Source organism: Achromobacter sp. RT286_PF (genome assembly GCF_059760425.1).
In genome coordinates this window covers 41,170-61,671 of sequence record NZ_JCBAMR010000012.1, presented here as the reverse complement: position 1 = coordinate 61,671, position 20,502 = coordinate 41,170, and the positions used below count along the sequence as shown (strand labels likewise).

The following is a 20,502-nucleotide window of genomic DNA, read 5'->3' as shown; positions in this document are numbered from 1 at the left end:
GCTAGTCCTCGTTGCCATGCCACAGCAGCGGGTTGCCGCTGGCGCGCGAATAACCCGCCTCGCCCACCAGCACGTCCAGCATCAGGCTGGCCAGGTCATCGGCCACGGGTTCCACGTGCAGGTCCTTGTCCTGGTAGAAGATCTTGCGATAGGTGTGGCAGTGGTCGCAGGTTTCGGCCTTGATGGCGGGCGCGCGGCCGTCGATGGCCTGGTACGCCACCGATTCCACGTCTTCGCAATGCGTGCACTTGACGCGCACCATGTGCCATTGCGTGGCGCACAGGCTGCAACACAAGTAGCGGTAGCCTTCGAACTGGCCGCCCACGCGCACTACGCTGGCCACCGGCAAGCTGGCGCAAACGGGGCACACGCCGAACGGGCTGACCACGGGCAATTGCTTGGCGTCGAAGCGGCTGGCCAGATCGGTCCAATAGACTTGCAAGGCTGCCATGACGAAGGGCGCGGCCGCGCCGTCCACGCCCTGGTCCTGTTCGGCCAACACGGCTTCGGCCAGGTCTTCGAGGGATTCGGGGTCTTGGTCGATTGCGCGGCGCAACGCAGTACAGACTTCGACGGCTTCGGCAGGCACCCCCGCGGTACGCGATACGTCATCGACCAGGCGCGCCAGGATGCCGCGCCACATCGGGTCGCGCGGCCAGCCCACCGCCTGTAGCGGCGGCATGCCATGCGCCTGCGCCAGCGACAGCCGATCTTCGGATACGCCGGGCGCGGCGCAGTCCTGCAGGGCGCGATGCTGGGCGTCGACCAGATGCGCCATCAGCAGCAGGTAATCGGCCACCGGGCTATCCGACGCCAGTTGCCGCAGGCGCGCCGCGCGCGTTGAAAAAATCGAGCCGCGTTCAGGCAAGCTGACGCGGGGGATGACATTGTGGTCTAGCGCTTCGATTTCACCGCGCGGAAGAATTCGCTGCAATTGCGTCTCCAAAAAAACAAACACGGCTGCCAGCCTTCGAAGAAGGATAGCAGCCGTGCGATCAGGATAAAACCGGCGCTACTTCCGGATCTGTTCGCGGAACCAGGCGCGATGGTGCTTCCACGCCCAGCCCGCCGTGACATAACCGCGCAGCATGGCCGTCAACGAGCCCTTGACCCAGATCGCGGCGTAGATGTGCACGATGATCGAGCAGATCAGCACCAGCGCACTGACGGCGTGCACCACGGACGCGACCCGCACCACCCAGATCGGGAAATAGAACGCGAAATATTCGCGCCAGATCACGATACCGCTGGCGAACAGGCCCAGCATGCACAACACCAGCACGTAGAACAGCAGCTTCTGGCCGGCGTTGTACTTGCCGACTTCGGGCAGCTTTTCTTCGCGGTTCTCGACCACGTCGTTCAGCTGCTTGAGCCACTGGCGATCAGCGCGCGTCATCAGGTTGTGCCGCCACATGTGGCCGGCGAACACGACGAAGCAGACGAACATCACCACTCCGATGATGGGGTGCAGAATGCGCGTCCAGGGGCCGCCGCCGAACAGGTTGGTCAGCCAGTACATCGACGGGTGAAACAGCGCCAGCCCGGACAGCGCCAACAGAATGAACGTGAAGGCGATGATCCAGTGGTTGGTGCGCTCACCCGGCGAATAGCGCTTGATGCGGCGGTGACGGTGGTCTTCAGTCATGGCGGATCTCCTCTTCGGCGCGGCGCTCGTCTTCCTCCGACACCTCGTTACGGCCCACGCGGGCGTAGTGGAAGAATCCCGCCAGGGCGGTCAGGGCCATCGCGGCCACACCCAGCGGTTTGGCCAAGCCCTTCCACAGCGACACCATGGGACTGATCTTCGGGTCCTGGGGCAGGCCGTGATACAGCCCGGGCTGGTCGGCGTGATGCAGCACGTACATGACATGGGTGCCGCCCACGCCTTGCGGGTCGTACAGCCCGGCCTGGTCGAAACCGCGGGACTTCAGGTCCACGATCCGTTCCTCGGCATGCTGCTTCATGTCTTCCTTGGTGCCGAAGACGATGGCGCCGGTGGGGCAGGCCTTGACGCAGGCCGGCTCCTGGCCAACGGCCACGCGGTCGGAACACAAGGTGCACTTGTACGCCTTGTGGTCTTTCTTGGAGATGCGCGGCACGTTGAACGGACAGCCGGTGATGCAGTAGCCGCAGCCAATACAGTTTTCCTCGTGGAAGTCCACGATGCCGTTGGTGTATTGGATGATGGCGCCCGGCGAGGGGCAGGCCTTCAGGCAGCCCGGGTCCTCGCAGTGCATGCAGCCGTCCTTGCGGATCAGCCATTCCAGGTCGCCGGCGGGGTTCTCGTATTCCGAGAAGCGCATGACGGTCCAGGAATGCTCGGTCAGGTCGGCCGGGTTGTCATAGACGCCCACGTTGGTGCCGATCTCGTCGCGCAGATCGTTCCATTCCATACAGGCGCTTTGGCAAGCCTTGCACCCGATGCACTTGGAGACGTCGATCAGCTTGGCGACCGAGCCCGTGATGGGTTCACGGATACCGGGCGGCGGCGTGGTGGTGGCCGAGCGCCGCTTGATGTCTAGGGATTGCATGGACATGTCGGTTCTCCTAGGCCTTCTCGACCTTGACCAGGAACGACTTGAATTCCGGTGTCTGGGAATTGCCGTCGCCCACGAATGGCGTCAGGGTATTGGTCAAAAAGCCGGGTTTGGCCAGGCCCACGAAACCCCAGTGGATCGGAATGCCCACGTGGTGCACCGTCTTGCCTTCGATGGTCAACGCGCGCAGGCGCTTGGTGACCAGCGCCACCGCCTTGATGTAGCCGCGGTTGGACGACACCTTGACCCGCGACCCGTTGGCAATACCCAGTTCCTTGGCCAAGGCATCGCCGATCTCGACGAATTGCTCCGGCTGGAGAATCGCATTGATGCGGACGTTCTTGGTCCAGTAGTGGAAGTGCTCGGTCAGGCGGTAGGTGGTGGCCACGTACGGGAACTTGTCGACCGTGCCCATCGCGGCCAGGTCGTCCTTGAAGACGCGCGCGGCCGGGTTGCTGGTCACGCCCTTGGCCTTCGGGTACAGCGGGTTGTATCCCAACGGCGTTTCGAAGGGTTCGTAGTGTTCCGGGAACGGCCCTTCGGCCATGCCCGCCCGCGCGAAGAAGCGCGCCACGCCTTCCGGGTTCATGATGAACGGCCCCATGCCGCCGTCGGGGTTTTCGTCGCCCTTGAAGTCGGGGATGTCGGCACCGGCCCATATCTTGCCGTTCCAGCCGATCAGCTTGCGGCGCGGATCAAAGGGCTTGCCCGCCACGTCGCAAGATGCGCGGTTGTACAGGATGCGGCGGTTGGCCGGCCACGCCCAGGCCCAGTTCAGGGTCTGGCCGATGCCGGTGGGGTCGCTGTTGTCGCGCCGCGCCATCAGGTTGCCGCCGGGCCCCCAGGCGCCAGCGAAGATCCAGCAGCCGCTGGCGGTGGAGCCGTCGTCGCGCAGTTCCGCAAAACCCGCCACCTGCTCGCCGCCCTTGCGGGTGACCTTGGTGGGGTCCTTGGGGTCGACCAGGTCCACCAGGGCGCGCCCGGAGTATTCCTTGGCCAGTTCCTCGGCGGTGGGGTTCTGCGGGTTGGAGTACGGCCAGGACAGGTTGACGATAGGGTCGGGATACGTGCCGCCTTCGTCCTGGTACATCTTGCGCAGGCGCGTGAAGATCAGCGACATGATTTCGATGTCGCTCTTGGCTTCGCCCGGAGGCTCGGCGCCCTTCCAGTGCCATTGCAGCCAGCGCCCGGAGTTCACCAGCGCGCCGTCTTCCTCGGCGAAACAGGTGGTGGGCAGGCGGAAGACTTCGGTCTGGATCTTGGACGGATCCACATCGTTGGCCTCGCCCGCGTTGCGCCAGAATTCCGAGGTCTCGGTGACCAGCGGGTCCATGATGACCAGGAATTTCAGCTTGGCGAAACCATCATTCAACTTGGCCTTGTTGGGCGCCGCCGCCAGCGGGTTGAAACCCTGCGCGATGTAGCCGTTCATCTTGCCCTGGACCATCAGCTCGTAGACCTGGAGCATGTCGTACAGCTTGTCCAGCTTGGGCAGGTAGTCGAACGCCCAGTTGTTTTCCGCCGTGGCGGCGTTGCCCCACCAGGCCTTCATCAGGCTGACGTGGAACTTGTTGTAGTTCTGCCAGTAGCTGAGCTGGTTGGGACGCAGCGGCTTTTGCGTACGGGTCTCGATGTACTTGGCGTAATCCTGCTCGGGTTCGTTGGGCAGCGTCATGTAGCCCGGCAGCAGGTTCGACATCAGGCCAAGATCGGTCAGGCCCTGAATGTTCGAGTGCCCGCGCAGCGCGTTCATGCCGCCACCGGCGATGCCGATGTTACCCAGCAACAGCTGCACCATCGCGCCGGTGCGGATGATCTGCGAACCGATGGAATGCTGCGTCCAGCCCAGCGCATACAGGATCGTGCCCGCGCGGGTGGGGCTGGCGGTGGACGCCAGCATTTCGCACACCTTCAGGAACTTGTCTTTCGGCGTGCCGCACACGCGCTCGACCATGTCTTCGGTGTAGCGCGAATAGTGCTTCTTCATCAGTTGGTAGACGGTGCGCGGATGCGCCAGCGTCGGGTCCGTCTTGACGAAACCGTCGTCGCCGCGCTCGTAGTCCCAGCTGGCCTTGTCGTAGGAACGCTTGTCGGCGTTGTAGCCGGAATACAAGCCTTCCTCGAACGTGAAGTCCTCACGAACGATGAAAGAAAAGTCGGTGTAATTGCGCACGTACTCGTGCTGGATCTTGTCGTGATCCAACAGGTACTTGATGACGCCACCCAGGAAGATGATGTCGGTGCCGGTGCGTATGGGCGCGTAGAAATCCGCCACGGATGCCGAACGCGTAAAGCGCGGATCCACAACGATCAGCTTCGCCTTGTTATGGGCTTTTGCTTCCGTGACCCATTTGAACCCGCACGGGTGGGCCTCGGCGGCATTGCCACCCATGATCAGCACTACGTCCGCGTTCTTGATGTCGACCCAATGGTTCGTCATCGCTCCACGGCCAAACGTCGGGGCAAGACCTGCCACCGTCGGGCCGTGTCAGACACGTGCTTGGTTATCGAACGCCAACATCCCCATGCTGCGCACGGTCTTGTGCGTAACGTAGCCCACCTCGTTGCTGCTTGCAGAGGCGGCCAGCATGCCGGTGGTCAGCCACCGGTTGACTGTCTTGCCGTCCGCGGTCTTCTCGACGAAGTTCGCGTCGCGGTCGGCTTTCATGAGTTTGGTGATGCGGGTCAGCGCGTCGTCCCACGACATCCGCACCCATTTGTCCGACCCGGGCGCCCGGTATTCCGGGTACTTCAGGCGGTTGGGGCTGTGGATGAAGTCGATCAGCGCCGCGCCCTTCGGACAGAGCGTGCCGCGGTTGACGGGGTGATCAGGGTCGCCTTCGATGTGCATGATGCTGGCGCGCGCGTTCTTGGCGCCGTCGCCCAGACCGTACATCAGCAAGCCACAGGCGACCGAACAGTAGGGACAGGTGTTGCGCGTTTCAGTCATGCGCGCAAGTTTGTACTGGCGCACTTCAGCCATGGCCGTGCCGGGGGCTACCCCGAGCAATGCCAGGCTAGAGCCTGCCAGGGTGGCACCTGTCACCTTGAAGAACTGGCGGCGATTCATGTTGACCATGAAGCACTCCTCTCCTGGTGAATGACGAAAGCCGGTGGCTTGCCCAACGCGGAAAAGCCCTACAACTTCCAAGGATATTTCAATAAGTATATTCGCAAGACCAAGTCGCGCGCCACGGAAAAAGCCCGGCTAACGCCGATTTGGCGGCGAAATGGGAGTTGTTCGCAGATTTTGGAGTGTCTGGCGGCTGCTACATTCCTCGTTCACGCTTGACCGTTGGAATGCCCGATGCGCCGTTTTGTTCCCTTGGCTTTGTGCCTGGCCTGCCTGGCCGGGACGCCCGCCTCCACCGCACTGGCCGCGCCCGCAGCCGCGCGGCTCACACCGGCCGCCACCGCAACCGAAGTCGCCCAGCAAGCGGCCATGGAAGGCTATCTGTACTTCTATCCGCTGGTGACGATGGACTTGAACCGGCGGCAGTTCACGCATCCGTCGCGAGGCGCCCAGGGTGCGGCCGCCAACACGTTCCTGCATGGTCGCGGCCTGCCCCCGGCCGGCGAGGCGGCCCCGTGGACCAACCCCGACATGCTGCGCAGCACCGGCTGGATCGACCTGACGGCCGGCCCCGTCGTGCTGTCGGTGCCCGACACCCAGGGCCGGCTGTATTCGTTGACGCTGGTGGACATGTGGACGGACGCCTTCGCCATGCTGGGCAAGCGCACCACCGGCACGGGCAAGTCCAACACCGTGATCGTGCCGCCCGGCTGGACGGGCACGCTGCCCTCCGGCATGGCCCGCATTGACGCACCGACCCCGCACGTCCTGGCCAAGCTGCTGATCCAGGCAGACCGGCCCGCCGATTTCGCCGCCGTGAACGCCTTGCAGGACGGCTACGCGCTGACGCCGCTGTCACAGTGGAACTTGCCGGCGCAGTCGCAGCGGGTGAAGTCGGACCCCAATCTGGACCTGAAGATAGCAGTGCGCGAGCAGGTGGAATCCATGCCGACCGACGCGTTCTTCACCTACGCCGCCGAGCTGCTGCGCAAGAATCCGCCGCACGCAACCGACCAGCCGATGCTGGCCAAGCTGCGCCAGGCAGGCCTGATTGCGGGCCGTCCGTTTGATTTCGACAAGCTTGACCATCCCGCCAAACAAGGCATGCGACGCGGACTGCGCGCGGCGCGTGAGCGCATGCAGGCCGCCGCGGGCGCCTCGCTGCGCAACCTGAACGGCTGGCAACAGGAAACAGCCAGCGTGGGCGTGTATGGCAACGCGTACCTGCGCCGGGCGCTGGCCGCGCAAGCACAACCGGGCGCCAGCCTGCCCGAGGATCTGGCCGTGCTGCTGCTGGCTGCCGACAACCAGGGTGCCCCGATCGACGGCGCGCATCGTTACTTCTTGCACTTTGAAGGCGGGCAGCTCCCGCCCGCTGGCGCGCTGTGGTCATTGGCCGCTTACGACAGCCAGGGCATGCCCGTTGCCAACATGCTTGGCCGTCATACCCTGGGCGACCGTCAGCCGTTGCGCTACAACGCCGATGGCTCGCTGGACCTGCATTTCAGCCAGACGCCGCCCGCCCCCGAGGACCAGGCCAACTGGCTGCCGCTGCCCGCATCGGGCGCCGTGACGATGTTGTTGCGTATGTACGAACCGCAGCCGGTTTTGTTGGACGGGCTGTGGATGCCGCCCGCCTTGGTGCGCGATGATCCGCAGCCGCCGGCGCAAGTGGATTCGGATGTGGATGTGGAGCCCGCCGCCAGCGCCGCCCAGCCTTCCGAGAAGAAACCCTAGCACGTGGCCGGATGACGGCTCGGTGACAGGCGCCTGCCGCTACCATAGGCGTTTTATTTTTCAATGATGAGCGCCCGCCATGGACGACGCCTTTAGCCACCAACTGTCGATGACCATCCTGATGACGCCTGACATGGCGAATTTTTCAGGGAACGTACACGGCGGAACCATCTTGAAGTACCTGGACCAGGTGGCCTACGCCTGTGCCAGCCGCTACGCCGGCCAATACGTGGTCACGCTGTCGGTGGACCAGGTCGTGTTCCGCGAACCCATCCACGTGGGTGAATTGGTCACTTTCCTGGCGGCGGTGAATTACACCGGGCGCACGTCGATGGAAATCGGCATCAAGGTCGTCACCGAAGACATCCGCAAAAAGCTGGTGCGCCATACCAACAGCTGTTATTTCACGATGGTGGCGGTGGACGACAACGGCGCACCCACCGCCGTGCCGCCGCTGGCCCCGCGCAACCTGGAAGAAAAGCAACGCTTCGAAGCCGCGCGTCTGCGCCGCGAACTGCGCCAGGAAATGGAACGCCGCCACGACGAAATCAAACGGGAAACGACGCACGACGCGCCGTAACGGCTGGCGGACCGGCGGGGGCTATTTCTCTGTGCCGGGTTCGCTGGCGATAAAGTCATCCAGGGCTTTTCGGGCCGCTTCCGCCTGGGCGGGGGTAGGTCCACGCGTAGCGCTTTGCGGCTCGACCCGGGGCGGAGCAACGGCCCCGTAACGCGGGCGCAGTGAACGCATAGCGTGATCCCAGATTGCCAGCGTCTGATCCTTGCTCAATGTGGAGTCAACAGGTGGACGGGGCCTTTTTCTTTGCCACAACGGAGGATCGCCCCGAGGGACAAAGTTGGGCAAAAGCCAATTAAGCAACTTGTCCGGTGTGATCTCCGGGTTGGCGTGCAGTCGGGGCACGCCGCCCGCGGTCAGGCGGAAATTAACCGATGGACTCGCCAACGAACGGCTATCCCGGTAGTTTTCAGCCACAAACAAGAACCCGCGATGGTCTTTCGTTTCATACCGCATCAGGTATTCCTCCGCGGGATTCCCCGCCAGCGTGGTATGCCCCTTGCGCACCACATCGGGGTCCCAGACGCGAAAGGCTTTGAAGTCGCGGACCATGCGTTCGATGAGGCGAGGCGACTCATTGCGCGCGGAGTCACTGAAGTAGATTTCCAGTTTGACGTTCGAGCCTCGCGCCATGAAGCTCACGATGCCCATCTCGTGGTCGTGCGTACCCCGGATGATGACGGGGCCCAGCGAAAGGCCCGGGCCGGCCGCTTCGGCTTGCTTGACGCCGACAACTTGCGCAGCGAGCTCAAGCAGGCGCGACTCGACCTGTGCATTGCTGCCCTCGTACGAGTTTGCTGCCAGCTTGACGTGCGTGCCGATCACCAGCAGATGCAGTTCATAGGTTTGCGAACCCGTGCTGCCCAGGCTCCGGTGAAATTGGAACAGCCACTTCCCCCGCGCCAATTCCTCCGCACAGAGAAGCACAGACTTGCCGGTTTCAGAACTGTTGACGGCGCCGATGCGGCGGGCGCGTTCTGAAAGAGCCTCGTCAAACTGAGCCAACGTGATGTCTTGCCCCAGAATATCGATTTCAACGCTCGTATGATCGGCCCCTCCTCCGTAGTAGAGCTTCGCGAACGCCCTGGAAGGCGGCCCCCAGTCGTCGGGAAGTTCGATCAGTTGCCTGCCTACCGCCCACGTTCGCATGGGGCCGGTAATCTCGTTCACGGCGAATTCCTCCTTTGAATGAAATAGGGCCATCACGCCGGCGGCGAGCCCGGCCAACAGACAAAGCAGCGGGATCAAGCGGCGCATGATGGACGCTTGGCTTGAGCAGCGATCTTGATGAGGCTATACAGCGTGAAGTGCCGGGTCTGCATCACTTTGAATGCGCCCTCATGGTCAAAGCCCGTGGCGCTGACTTGCACCCGCACTTGGCCTTCGCGCGCCTGCGCGGCCGGCGCCTGGCCTGAACTGACCGGAACCGTGCCATCACCGATGCCGTCCTGCATTTCGCAGTGCAGTTCCCAATGGCTGACTTCCATGGATACGGTTAGCCGGCCTGCTCTGACCGGCACGTGTTCCACGGCGCGACTGCCGCCAACGTACAAGGGGCTGGATCCTTGATCTCGCACCTGCGCCATCTGCATGGTGGACACAACGAAGGCATCCGGGGGCACGCCCAAAGGCCGATTCAGATCGCCCCGTCCGGCTCGCATTTGCCAGGTAATGGTTTCGAAACTCGGCTGTTTGGCGTCAGCCCCGTAATACACGTAGGTGTTGGGGTGATAGGCGGCATCTATCCTTTCGTGAAACAGCTTCGCCAGTTCGATATTTTCCGCGTAGTCCTTCCACTCGGCGGGAGCCCCATCCTTCGGCTTTAACCACTCTTCGCGCAGCAACGCCCACCAGCGATCACGGCGCAAATAGATTTCCTGGTAAGGGTCCGCCTCAGGACGCGCAGGCATGGCGGGCGCGTGGTCGGGGTCTCGAAGGCGTAACCATCCCGGCGAATAGTTCTTGGTGGGCAGCAATTGCAGTGCACCCGGCGACTGGGCGAATACCGCTGTGACGTCCTGGCCGGTCACGCCGATCACGGCGGCGGCCATCGCGCTTTCTTGCTGCATGCCCACTTTGCAGCGCCGGTATGCCACCGGGGCGCCATGGGTCGGCATCACGCCGTGCACCACGCCTGCAATGGCTTCGCTCATGCCGGGTAACTGCGCGCAACGCCGTGCCACCAGCCCGCCCATCGAGTGTGTGACCAGGATGACCTGCTGGCACTCGGACCCGTACTGACGCCTGATTTCGTCGATACGCTCGGCCAGCTTGTTTGCCGCCACGTTGTTGTCCGCCAGCCAGTTGTAGCCAAACGCGTGCACCGGCATCCGGTATGCGGCGCGGGCGGACAGGTCGTCCGTCTTCAGATGCGGCAGCTGGCGCAGCAGGTGTTCGCCCAGGCCTGCCAGGGGCACCTCCAGCCCGGGCTTCAGGCGCGGCTGCAACGAGGGGTCGTCGGGCACGTCCAGGTGCATGGACTTCAGTTGGAATTCCGGCCACTCGTGCGGCCGATAGGAGCTGTTCAGCGAGTCTTCGAGCCAGAGCAGGAACGGGTGATAGCTGCTTTCGCCGACTTCGCCCCAGCCCCGTTCGCGATAGCGATCGATAAGCGCCTGTTTGCTTTGCGTGGCCGAATCGACGGAAGGCACGATCACCGAACCCACGCGACGCTCGGGCACGGCGCCGGCGTCATCGACGGTCACGCGGTCGGGGTGCAACACGGCCTGACGGGTCCCCGCGGGAACGCCGTTCCAACGCCGGAACAAATCAACAGGTTTGCCAGCCAAGCCTGCATCCAGGCGCCAGACGGGTTCGGCTTCTTGCCCGTCATCCGGCACGGACTTCAGATTCGAGCCCATGATGCCCGGAACGAATACGACCGGCAGGATAGCGTCCGGCGGGATCCGCAGGATGACCGGATCGCACTGCTCGGCGGGCGTCAGGGTCCACTGAAACACGGGCTGGCCCCGGGCGTTGTAGGACATCGGGGCGAAGCGCTGCGCGGGCGCTGCGGTATCGGTCACGGCGGGCTCCTGAGGGGCACGCGCGTGGCCTTGGCGGATTGCGTGGCGCTGCGCGAGCGAATCACTTGACCCGCAACAGTGATGGCGATCCAACAAAAAGGCTATTGGAAGAGTCTGATTTCCGGTTCAGATTGCTAAGAACCCGCGTGGCGAATCAGGCCCGCTCCGCCGCTCCGGGCGGTGGCGGCGGCGCCGAGGCCGGTTCGCGGTCTCGGCCAACCATGCGTTTCAGCCCCAGCCATTGCTGCGACCAGAACCCGCGGCCGTAGTCGCGGCCGCCCAATTCGGCCTGCTGGTCGTGGATGCCCGTGGGGCCATAGCCCACGCCAAAACGGGCGGTGCGAAACAGCACGTCCCAGATGGGGAACAGCGCGGCAAAGTTGTAGCCGCCGACGGGGCCGGGCGTGGACGCGTCGTAGGCGATGGAGTGGTGATGCCGATGGAAACGCGGACTGACCAGCAGGCGTTCGCCCAGCGCGCCGAAGTGCATGCGCAAATTGGCGTGCGAGAAGCTTTGCGCCAGCTGCGTAATGGCCACCACCGCCACGAACTGCGCCGGCGGCACGCCCACCAACTGCGACACGAACACAACCAGCACGTCGCGCAGCATGTCGTCCAGCAGGTGGTTGCGGTCGTCGCTCCAGATGGTCATCTGGCGCTGGCTGTGATGCACGGCGTGCAGCGCCCACAGCCAGCCGAAGCGGTGCTGCGCACGGTGGTAGACGTAGTCGACCGCGTCGAACAGCAGCAGATAGATGATGAGGCTGACCCAGGCCTTGTCGGTCACGCCCGGCCAGTACTGGTCCAGCTGGAAAGGCGCAAAGCCCCACACGTGCAGCTGGCCGAAGACGCTGTCCCAGAACGGGTCGATGGTGAAGAACAGCGCCAGGCGGAAAACGCCCAGGCGGTGGATCAGCGTGTACAGCACGTCGATGCCGATCTGGCGTCGGTCGGTCACGGCTTCGACGGGCCGCAGGCGTTGCAGCGGGCCGAACACCAGCACCAGCACGGCAACCTGCACCAGACCGACCAGCAGCCACATGGTGGCGTCATAGCCGTCCTCGATGAAGTTGCTCATCCCGAGGTGAAACAGCGCGGGCTGGATCAGCGTTTCGAAGAGCCATTGCTGGCATGCCCCGAAGAATTGGCTAAGCGTTTCCATGATCAATGATGCGTGGCGATCCAGTCGCGGTAGGCCGGATGCGTGTCCAAGGTGGCAAAACAATAGCCCTTCTGCTGCAAGCCCACAATCAAAGGCTCCAGCACGGCGGGCGCCCAGGGGTCCTGGCGTGACCAGATGCCCAGGTGGGCAAGCAGGATATCGCCGGGCTTGATGGTGCGCAGCGCCTGGTCCAGCAGCTTGGCGTTGGGGAATTTATCGCTGGGCAGTTCATCGCCCAGGAAGCCGGCGGGCGACCAGCCCACGTGTTCGTAGCCGCAGGCCTTGGCGGCCTGGAGCAGGGCGGGCGACGTCTTGCCGCCCGGTGCGCGGTACAGCGGCAGCATCCTGGCGCCCGTCATCTGGTGAAAGCGGGTGGCCGAACGCTTGATTTCGGCGCAGTACTGTTCGGCCGTCCATTCGGCGCGCTTGCCGGTGTCCGGCCCCGCGCTGGGCTTCACGCGAAACTTTCCGCCCGGCAGGTCGGCCTGCCAGTAGACGTGGTCGTAGGTATGCGATCCGAAAGCATGCCCTTCCGCCGCGCGCGCCTTCCACCACGGCGCCCAGACGTCGTCCAGGCTGGAGCCGTCGGTCTTGGTGCGTTCGTTGGCCAAAAAGAAAGTGACCTTGACGTGATGGCGGTTAAGCACATCGGCGATCAGCGGCGCGACCCCCATGTGACCGGTGTCCAGGGTCAGGTAGACGGGCTTGTCGCAGGTGCCCGGCGCCGCAGCATTCGCCACCGGCACGGCACACGCCAGCGCCAGCGTCATGGCCAGCAAGCGCACGCCAGCGGGCGCAGCGGGCGCAGCGTGGGGAGGGTAGCCCCCCCTATCGGGTCGGCGCATGGTTCAGCGTCCAGACGCCGTGCGGCGACTTGCCCACCGGGACCTGGTTCACGACCTTTTTCTGCTCCAGGTCCACCACCGTCAACTTGCGCGCCCAGCGCGAGGTCACCAGCAGCGTCTTGCCATCGGCCAGCACATCCATGCAGTCCGGGCCGCCCGGCACCGCGAAGGTGTCGGTCACGGTCAGCGACAGCATGTCGATGCGGCTGATGGAATTGGCGGTGCGGTTGCTGACGAACAGGTGGCGCTTGTCGCCCTGCGCGCGAAACGCGTGCGCGCCCGCAGCGGTGGGAATGCGCTTGACCAGCTTGGCCGGGCCCTTGCTCACGTCATAGGCTTCCACGAAGGAATCGCCCGTCAGCGCCACCAGCAGGGTCTTTTGATCCGGCGTCAGAAACACGTCGGCCGGCGTCTTGCCCACCGACACCGTCCACTTGGGCGTTTGCGTCGCCAGGTCGATGGCGATCAGCTGGTCGCTGTCCTGCAAGGTGACGTAGGCCGTCGTGCTGGTCTTGTCGATCATGATGTGGCTGGGCGTCTTGCCCGCCTGCACCCGCTTGACCAGCTTCAGCTCGGCGCCCTTTTGCTGCGGCTGCCACGCGTAGATGTCGATGTGGTCCAGCCGGTTGGCGGCCGTGACGAACCACTTCATGTCCGGCGAAAACTGCAACTGGTAGGGGTCGACGATGTCGGTCAGCGTGCGCTGCACTTCGCCCGTCTTCGGGTCCATCATCGTGATCGTGTTGCCCGTGGCGTTGGCCACCATCAGCGACTTTTCGTCGGGGGTCAGATACAGGTGGTGCGGTTCCTTGCCGGTAGGCACCCGGCGCAGTTCCTTGTAGGACACCGGGTCGACGATGCTGACGTTGGCGTCCAGGGAATTCAGGACGAAAATCGGGGCGGATGCCGCCGCTGCGCTAAGCGCCATCCCTACGCCGGCCAGGGCGTAGCGGACAAAATGCAAGGGGTTCAATTTCAAGGTCCGGCAAAAGAGGATCGGGCACCGATCCCAGTGCTCGCCATTTTAGGCACAGCCACCTTTCAAAAGGGCAACAAGCGGGGCTTTGGCGGCATTCGCTTGCGCCTGTTGCGACTTGGCAACATCCCCGCCGGCCCTGCCCCCGAAATGCCAAAAAGTCATTTGGCGCCAACGGGTTGCGCGTCGGCGTCCACCCACGCGCCGGCAGCGATATCGCGTTCCCGCAGCGCCTGCGCGCGGCTGGCGGAAGCCGGCCCCAGGTCAGACTCCAACACCCCGCCTTGCGGCCCAATCACAAAGGTACCGATACCGGTCTGCCCGTATCGCGCGGGCCACGCAACAATGCGGTAAGCCGTGCTTTCGGAGCCGGGCAGGATCTTGTAGCGATAACCAAAATACGCGTCCTCGGCCGGCACCTCGGGGCCCATCGCCAGCGCATCGGGACCAAACGCCTGGGGCGGGGCGCCCGGCACTTCGGGCCAGTACAGGCCGTCCATGGCACCGGGGCGGCTGATCAGGCGGCTGGCATAGCGGCCCTGCCCCACGCCCTGTTGATACCGCGTCTGGGCCGCTTGCAGCTGTTGCAGCGTCTCGATGGCGGCCAGTTCGTTGCGGCCGATCGCGCGGCGGGTCAGTTCGGCCTTGCCCGCCACCGGGTCGAAGCGCCAGCCCTTGCCGACCTGGGCGATAGGCACGGGCATCGTCCAGCCAGAATCGCCCACGGCCAGCCAGGAACGGCCGCCATCGGCGATGACTTCATGTTTTTTTGCCCACGCCGACAGGAAGCGATAGATGTCGTCTTGCGAGACGCCGCCCGGCACCAGCTGTTTGTGATTGGGTCCCAGCACCTTGGCCATGGCCGATGAATCGCTGGTGGCCAGCGCGTCGGTGAAGGCGTCAGCCGCGGCCTGCGCGGTCGGATACACGCTTTGCGCGGCCGTCGGCGCGGCAACGCAAAGCGCCAACAGCGACACGGCGCCCAGCGCGCGCGCACGAACCCAGGCATTCGTCATGAAAGCTCCCTTGTTCATGGTGCTACCTCCGGCCGCCGATATGGCCGCCACCGCCACCGCCTCGATGCCCGCCGCCGCCGCTTGCCCGCTGACCACCGCCCCCGCCCCCGCCGCGATTCATATCGCTACGGTGGCTTTGCTGGCGCATGCGGTCGCCGTTGCCCGCGTCGCTTAACGCGTTGCTGGTGTTCGTTGTCCGGGCGCGATCGCGAGCCGCCGATTCGTCCGCGCGCTGGCGTTGCGCCGCGGCCTGGCGATCGTTGGTGGACACGCTGGACGAACGGGGCGTGTGCGAGCCTGCGCCCTGTCCGCCGGTGCCGGCGCCTGAGTGATTCTGCGCGCGGTTTTGCCCGCGATCCTGCCCCCGGTTGGCCGCGCCCTCGCCACTGCGGCCCGCCGCGCCCTGGCCGCCCCGGTTGGCGGCGCCCTGGCCACGGCCGGCGTCGCCATGGCCGGCGATGGGTTGTCCGGTACGCCCTTCAAACGATTGCGCCGCGCGGTCACGTGCCGCCTCGCGGGAACCGGCAGCGGGCGCCGCGCCGGCCGCGCGCGCGCCCTGCCCCTGACCCGTTCGCTGGCCGGATTGCCGGTTCTGCACGCCTGCCTGGCGCTGGCTGTCAAAACGCTGCCGGCTGGCCGAATCGGCATACGGCGTATTGCCGCGATTTTCAGGGTTGTGCTTCCACGACACGTTGTTGTTACGGGCGTTGTCGATGCGCTGGTTCACATTGATGTTGTTGTACCGGTTCACATCGATATCGACATCGTTGTGTCCCCAGTCAAAGCCGCCCCACATCGAATTGACGGCCGCCACCCCCAGGCCGAAGCCGATGCCCGACACCAGTGCCGTCCCAAAAACGGACCCCGGCGGCGGCGGGTAGTAATAAGGCGGGTAGGTAGGATAGGCCCAGGCCCCGTACACCACGCTGGGGTTGTAGCTGGGCACGTAGACAACTTGCGGATCGGTGGGCTGGATCACCACCACGGTCTTTTCGTTCGTGGTGCTGGAGGTGACCGTCTGCTGTGGCGTGCTTTTCAGGTTGCCCGCCTTTTGTGCCTGCGTACGCAAGCGCTGCACGGAATCCATCACCGCATCGGGCTGCGCCAGGAAGGCATCGCCCACGGATTTCACCCAGTCCGGCTGGCGCCCCATCATGTCCATCACGGACGGAAACGCCACCAGGGATTTCACGCTGGGATCCCAGGGCTCGGCCTCGACGGCCTTGACCGCCTGGTCACCCGATTCCGAGGTATGGGCCGCCGACCATTTGGCCGCGGCGGCGATGTCGTCGGGGTACGTGGACCCCATGAGGATTTGCGACAGCAAGGAATCAGGGTACAGCGCCACCGGCGCCATCAACTGATCCAACTGCCCCTTGTCCAGCTGGGTTTGGGCCACCGCCGGCAAACAGACCGCCAGCCCCAGGCACAACCAGCCAATGAACCACCCTTGCAGTCGACGCATGAACCGTTCTCCGTGAGGCAACGCATGAAGCTGAAAGCCACGAGGGAACTGCCGGATATCGCGATGACAATATATGCCTAACGCCGGGGCAAGGGAATATTTTTCAGTACGGCCGATCAGCGCGGCCGATTCGCTGCGGCGAATTCATAGCTTCGCGACGGACACCTCGGTCGCCTTGACGAATGCCAGCACCTCGGTGCCCACCTGAAGGTCCAGTTCCTTCACGGAACGCGTGGTGATCACCGACGTGACGATGCCGGCGGGGGTGTCCACGTCGACCTCGGACACGACCGGCCCGAGGATGATCTCTTTGATCTTGCCGCGAAACTGGTTGCGGGCGTTGATGGATTGAATAGTCATGAAGGGTCCCGGCCTGAGGTGGAAAGGTGAAAGGCGAAGAGGCATTCTTTCACCCTGTTCGGATGCGGAAAAATACTTAGTCGGCATGACGTTATGCCGGTGGGGCGGGCGCGCGTAACGTCCCCTTCGCATCCTCCTTTCGCGGGACTGGATAGCGCGCAACGGCAGGCCTATACTGATTTCGCCGTTGCTCGACATTCCTTTTCCTAAAGGAGAGGCAACATGTACAGGCATTTGCTCATCGCCGTGGATGGTTCGCTGCTATCCGAATCGGCATTCAAGCGCGCCCTTGTCTTTGCCAAGGAAATGGGCGCCACCATCACGCTCATTCGCGCCATTCCCGAAGACCATCTGCTGGTCTATCAGGCCGAAATGCTGGGCACGACACAGGCGCATCACACCGACCAGGCTCGCAAGAACGCGGAAGGCTACCTGGAAGGGCTTGAGATGGAGGCCCGACACGCGCTGGTGCCGTGCAACATCGTCGTGATGGTCAACGACCATCCGCACGAGGCCATCGTGGAAACCGCCAAAACGCAGGGTTGCGACCTGATCATCATGGGCTCGCACGGGCGGCACGGCATGACCGGCTTTCTGCTGGGCAGCGAAACGCAGCGCGTGCTGGCCAAGACGCGCTTGCCGGTGCTGGTGTTTCGGTAGGTGGGCGCGGGTCGGGCGGGGTCGGGGCCAGGGCCGGCTCTGCATCAAGGCCCCGGGCCCGGCGTCACGCCGCCGGTTCCAGCGCGTGCTGGAAGGTGAAGCTGTCGGCGTAGATATGGTCCAGGCTGGCGCCGCGCCCGGCGAACAGGTGCTTTGCGTTCTGCACCATCGCGGGTGCGCCGCATAGGTAGATGGCGTGTTCCGAGAGGTCTGCGTGGTCTTGCAGGACAACGTCCTGCACATGGCCGCGCCGGCCTTGCCAGCTTGCGTCCGCGCGCGACAGGACCGGCACGAAATTGAATTCATACAGGCGCCCTGCCCAGCCCGCAATCTCGTCTTGCAGGTACAGGTCCGCCTGGGTACGCATGCCCCAATACATGGTGACGGGCGGGCAGTCTTCCTTGTCCAGCAACGATTCCAGGATGGCCTTGATCGGTGCGATCCCGGTGCCCGTGGCCACCATGATCAGCGGGCGCCAGTCCTCCTCGTGATAGCTGAAAACCCCCAACGGAGCGTCGATCGTCAACGCCGCCCCCGCTTGCGCCTGGCCCAGCCACTGGTCGGTATAGCGGCCGCCCGGAATGCGGCGCACGTGGAAATCCACGTGCCCGTCCACCGACGCCACCGCCGACGCCATCGAAAAGCTGCGCGTTTCACCGTCGGGCAGCAGCACGTTCATGTACTGCCCGGGCACATAGTCCAGCGGGCCGTCGGGTAGCGCCAGCGTCAGGTGCAGGATGTCGTCCGTATAAGGATGGATGCCGTGCACGGTGGCCGACAGCCGGCGCGGCTCGGGAAACACCTGGCGGCTGCTGGCCACGCTGATGCAAAGATCGCTTTGTGCGCGCGCCTGGCATGCCAGCGCGTAGCCTTCGGCCGCTTCTTCCGGCGTTAACGCCATCGGAAATTCTTCATAGCCCACCGCGCCCGATTCCAGCTTGATGCGGCAGGTGCCGCAACCGCCGAACGTGCATTCGTGCGGCAGCTTTACCGCCGCGCGTTCGGCGGCTTCCAACAGGGACTCCTCGGCGCCGGCGACGAAGGCTTCGCCGGTTTGAAGAATATGCACGCGGTATGCCATTGCAAGCCTCGCTTATTTCTTGATGTCGGCCTGCACCAGCACTTTCATGCCGCGCGGCTCCAGCAGTTCAGCCAACGCCGTCAATGCCGCCAGGCCCGCCTGTGTGTCCTGTTCGCCATTGCCGCCGCTCAGACCGACGCCGCCGATCACCTCGTCGTTGACCACAATCGGGAAGCCGCCCACGAACACGGCAAACTTGCCGTCAAAGCTCCATTGGATGCCGAACGCTTCGTTGCCGGGCAGCGCCGGGCCATTGGGCGGCGTGTTGAACAAATGCGTCGAACGCTTGTGCCCGGCGGCGGTAAACGCCTTGTTCCAGGCGATCTGCGGGCCGGTGATGCGGGCGCCGTCCATGCGTTCCAGCGCAATGGGATAGCCGCCGTCATCGACGATGCAAATGGATTCCAGCACGCCGATCGCTTCGGATTTGGCGATGGCCGCGCGCACCATCAGGCGCGCCTCTTCCAGTTCCAGGCGGTAGATCTGTTTCATGTTCGTAGCCTTTTTCAGTGTTTGCCGCGCGCTCAGCCGGCGCGGTAGATGGTTTTGATCTGCGTGTAGAACTCAAGGCCCACCCGGCCCGACTCGCGGAACGTGGACGTGCTGGAATGCTTCAAGCCGCCGAACGGGGCATTGATCAGGTTGCCGGTGGTGGTGCGGTTGATCTTGACCGTGCCCGCCTGGATGTCGCGCGCGAAGCGGTGCGCGTAACGCGCGTCGGTGGTGGCGATGGCGGCGGACAGGCCGTACTCGGTGTCGTTGGCCTTGGCGATGGCGTCCTCGTACCCGTCGACTTCAATCAGTGCGATGACCGGCCCGAAGATCTCCTCGCGGGCGATGCGCATCTGCTGCGTCACATCGGTGAACAGCGCGGGCGTGACGTAATAGCCGTGGTCAAAATCGGGGCCGGCAAGCACGTCGCCGCCGCACAGGTGCGTAGCCTCTTGCTTGCCGATCGCCACGTAGCTCAACACGTTGTCCAGCTGCTTGCGGGTGGCCAAGGGGCCCAGGTCGAAGTTGCCCTTCAGGCCATTGCCGATGGTCAGCGCCTGGATGCGCGCCGCCAGCTTATCGGTGAACGCCTGCCGCACCTTGGCATCGACCAACACGCGGCTGGTGCCGGTGCAGGCCTGGCCGCTTAACGAAAAACCGCCCTTGACGGCCAGGTCCACGGCGCGATCCAGGTCGGCGTCGGCCAGCACGATCAAGGGGTTCTTGCCGCCCAATTCCATCTGCGTGCGCGTGGTCAGCCCGGCGCTGCGGTGGATCTGTTCGCCCGCGGCCGTCGAACCGGTGAATGAGATCGCGCGCACGGCCGGCGCGCCGGTGATGGCCGCGCCCACGGCACCTGCCGGCCCGATCACCAGATTCAGCACGCCCGCGGGCAAGCCCGCCTGCACGAACGCTTCGGTCAGGCGGTAGCCCGACAGCGGCGCGTCGGATGACGGCTTGAACACCACGGTATTGCCGGCGATCAGCGCGGGCGCGATCTTGCGGGCAGGAATGGAAATCGGAAAGTTCCACGGCGAAATCACCGCGGCCACGCCCAGCGGCTCGCGCTGGCTGTAGACCACCATGTCCGGGTCGTCGTTGACGAAGGTTTCGCCGGTAAAGCTCTGGCCCTCAACCGCGTAGAAGCGGATCGTCTGCGCCGAACGCAGCACTTCGTCCTTGGCCAGGTTCAGGCCCTTGCCCTCTTCACGGGTCAATTCGCGGGCAAAGGCGTCAGCGTGGTCTTCCAGGTACTGGGCGGCGCGAAACAGAATGGCGGCGCGTTTCGAGATCGGCGTGTCGCGCCATGCGGCGAAGGCGTCATCGGCGGCTTGCACCGCGCGCCGCGCATCATCGGCGTCCGACACGGGAAAGTTGCCCACGATGTCGCGCGTGTCGGCCGGGTTGATGTTCGGCGCCGTACGCCCGGTGGCGCTGGGCACCCAGGCGCCGCCGATATGGTTCATGAATGTCTGCTGCGAAAGATCGTCCACGG

General features: G+C 64.4%; 18 protein-coding genes. 3 read left to right on the top strand and 15 right to left on the bottom strand.

Going from position 1 to position 20,502, the window contains the following annotated elements; translation table 11 throughout:
• Nucleotide 1: 1 nt before the first annotated feature.
• The 4 genes from fdhE to fdnG form a co-directional block, all read right to left on the bottom strand.
• Nucleotides 2-934 carry a formate dehydrogenase accessory protein FdhE gene (gene fdhE / locus AC6LJY_RS12230; RefSeq protein ID WP_104144836.1) on the bottom strand — a complete coding sequence of 311 codons (933 nt, stop codon included), beginning with the start codon at nucleotides 932-934 and terminating at the stop codon, nucleotides 2-4.
• A 78-nt stretch (nucleotides 935-1,012) separates the two neighbouring features.
• Nucleotides 1,013-1,645: a formate dehydrogenase subunit gamma gene (locus tag AC6LJY_RS12225; RefSeq protein WP_046805600.1), complete on the bottom strand. Its 633-nt coding sequence runs from the start codon at nucleotides 1,643-1,645 to the stop codon at nucleotides 1,013-1,015.
• Nucleotides 1,638-2,537: a formate dehydrogenase subunit beta gene (gene fdxH / locus AC6LJY_RS12220; RefSeq protein ID WP_046805599.1), complete on the bottom strand. Its 900-nt coding sequence runs from the start codon at nucleotides 2,535-2,537 to the stop codon at nucleotides 1,638-1,640. The genes AC6LJY_RS12225 and fdxH overlap by 8 nt, the downstream gene beginning before the upstream one ends.
• Nucleotides 2,538-2,547: 10 nt before the next feature.
• Nucleotides 2,548-5,616 carry a formate dehydrogenase-N subunit alpha gene (fdnG, locus tag AC6LJY_RS12215; RefSeq protein WP_162941140.1) on the bottom strand — a complete coding sequence of 1,023 codons (3,069 nt, stop codon included), beginning with the start codon at nucleotides 5,614-5,616 and terminating at the stop codon, nucleotides 2,548-2,550.
• A 228-nt stretch (nucleotides 5,617-5,844) separates the two neighbouring features.
• On the opposite strand from fdnG, the gene AC6LJY_RS12210 reads away from it, so the two are divergent.
• Both AC6LJY_RS12210 and AC6LJY_RS12205 read left to right on the top strand, forming a co-directional pair.
• Nucleotides 5,845-7,347, top strand: a complete 1,503-nt coding sequence (locus tag AC6LJY_RS12210; RefSeq protein WP_498136034.1) for a DUF1254 domain-containing protein — start codon at nucleotides 5,845-5,847, stop codon at nucleotides 7,345-7,347.
• 79 nt (nucleotides 7,348-7,426) lie between these two features.
• Nucleotides 7,427-7,927: an acyl-CoA thioesterase gene (locus AC6LJY_RS12205; protein ID WP_046805595.1), complete on the top strand. Its 501-nt coding sequence runs from the start codon at nucleotides 7,427-7,429 to the stop codon at nucleotides 7,925-7,927.
• Between the two features lie 21 nt (nucleotides 7,928-7,948).
• On the opposite strand, the gene AC6LJY_RS12200 is transcribed toward AC6LJY_RS12205, so the two are convergent.
• The 8 genes from AC6LJY_RS12200 to AC6LJY_RS12165 form a co-directional block, all read right to left on the bottom strand.
• Complete coding sequence (locus AC6LJY_RS12200; RefSeq protein WP_498136033.1) at nucleotides 7,949-9,181, bottom strand: T6SS immunity protein Tli4 family protein; 1,233 nt, start codon at nucleotides 9,179-9,181, stop codon at nucleotides 7,949-7,951.
• A complete protein-coding gene (locus tag AC6LJY_RS12195; protein ID WP_498136032.1) occupies nucleotides 9,169-10,950 on the bottom strand; it encodes an esterase/lipase family protein in 1,782 nt (593 codons plus the stop codon). Before AC6LJY_RS12195 ends, AC6LJY_RS12200 begins: the two co-directional genes overlap by 13 nt.
• 154 nt (nucleotides 10,951-11,104) lie before the next feature.
• Nucleotides 11,105-12,112, bottom strand: a complete 1,008-nt coding sequence (locus tag AC6LJY_RS12190) for a sterol desaturase family protein (protein ID WP_046805594.1) — start codon at nucleotides 12,110-12,112, stop codon at nucleotides 11,105-11,107.
• Nucleotides 12,113-12,114: 2 nt separating this feature from the next.
• Nucleotides 12,115-12,882: a polysaccharide deacetylase family protein gene (locus tag AC6LJY_RS12185; RefSeq protein WP_046805641.1), complete on the bottom strand. Its 768-nt coding sequence runs from the start codon at nucleotides 12,880-12,882 to the stop codon at nucleotides 12,115-12,117.
• A gap of 58 nt (nucleotides 12,883-12,940) precedes the next feature.
• Nucleotides 12,941-13,921, bottom strand: a complete 981-nt coding sequence (locus AC6LJY_RS12180; RefSeq protein ID WP_082134523.1) for a YncE family protein — start codon at nucleotides 13,919-13,921, stop codon at nucleotides 12,941-12,943.
• 173 nt (nucleotides 13,922-14,094) lie between these two features.
• Entirely contained in the window at nucleotides 14,095-14,967 is an 873-nt protein-coding gene (locus AC6LJY_RS12175) for a DUF2950 family protein (protein WP_082134531.1), read from the bottom strand.
• Nucleotides 14,968-14,971: 4 nt separating this feature from the next.
• On the bottom strand, nucleotides 14,972-16,414 hold the full coding sequence (locus AC6LJY_RS12170) for a DUF3300 domain-containing protein (RefSeq protein ID WP_498136031.1): 1,443 nt from the start codon (nucleotides 16,412-16,414) through the stop codon (nucleotides 14,972-14,974).
• A 144-nt stretch (nucleotides 16,415-16,558) separates the two neighbouring features.
• A complete protein-coding gene (locus AC6LJY_RS12165) occupies nucleotides 16,559-16,774 on the bottom strand; it encodes a TOBE domain-containing protein (protein WP_046805592.1) in 216 nt (71 codons plus the stop codon).
• Nucleotides 16,775-16,996: 222 nt separating this feature from the next.
• Here AC6LJY_RS12165 and AC6LJY_RS12160 point away from each other — a divergent pair, with 222 nt between their 5' ends.
• Complete coding sequence (locus AC6LJY_RS12160; RefSeq protein WP_104144844.1) at nucleotides 16,997-17,434, top strand: universal stress protein; 438 nt, start codon at nucleotides 16,997-16,999, stop codon at nucleotides 17,432-17,434.
• Between the two features lie 64 nt (nucleotides 17,435-17,498).
• Here AC6LJY_RS12160 and AC6LJY_RS12155 read toward each other — a convergent pair whose 3' ends face one another.
• Genes AC6LJY_RS12155 through AC6LJY_RS12145 form a run of 3 tightly spaced genes read right to left on the bottom strand, consistent with a single transcriptional unit; the run spans nucleotide 17,499 to nucleotide 20,473 of the window.
• Nucleotides 17,499-18,515, bottom strand: coding sequence for a 2Fe-2S iron-sulfur cluster-binding protein (locus AC6LJY_RS12155; protein WP_498136030.1), 1,017 nt, complete (start codon nucleotides 18,513-18,515; stop codon nucleotides 17,499-17,501).
• A 12-nt stretch (nucleotides 18,516-18,527) separates the two neighbouring features.
• On the bottom strand, nucleotides 18,528-19,007 hold the full coding sequence (locus AC6LJY_RS12150) for a GlcG/HbpS family heme-binding protein (protein ID WP_104144846.1): 480 nt from the start codon (nucleotides 19,005-19,007) through the stop codon (nucleotides 18,528-18,530).
• A gap of 32 nt (nucleotides 19,008-19,039) precedes the next feature.
• A complete protein-coding gene (locus tag AC6LJY_RS12145; protein ID WP_485858713.1) occupies nucleotides 19,040-20,473 on the bottom strand; it encodes an aldehyde dehydrogenase family protein in 1,434 nt (477 codons plus the stop codon).
• Nucleotides 20,474-20,502: the final 29 nt, after the last annotated feature.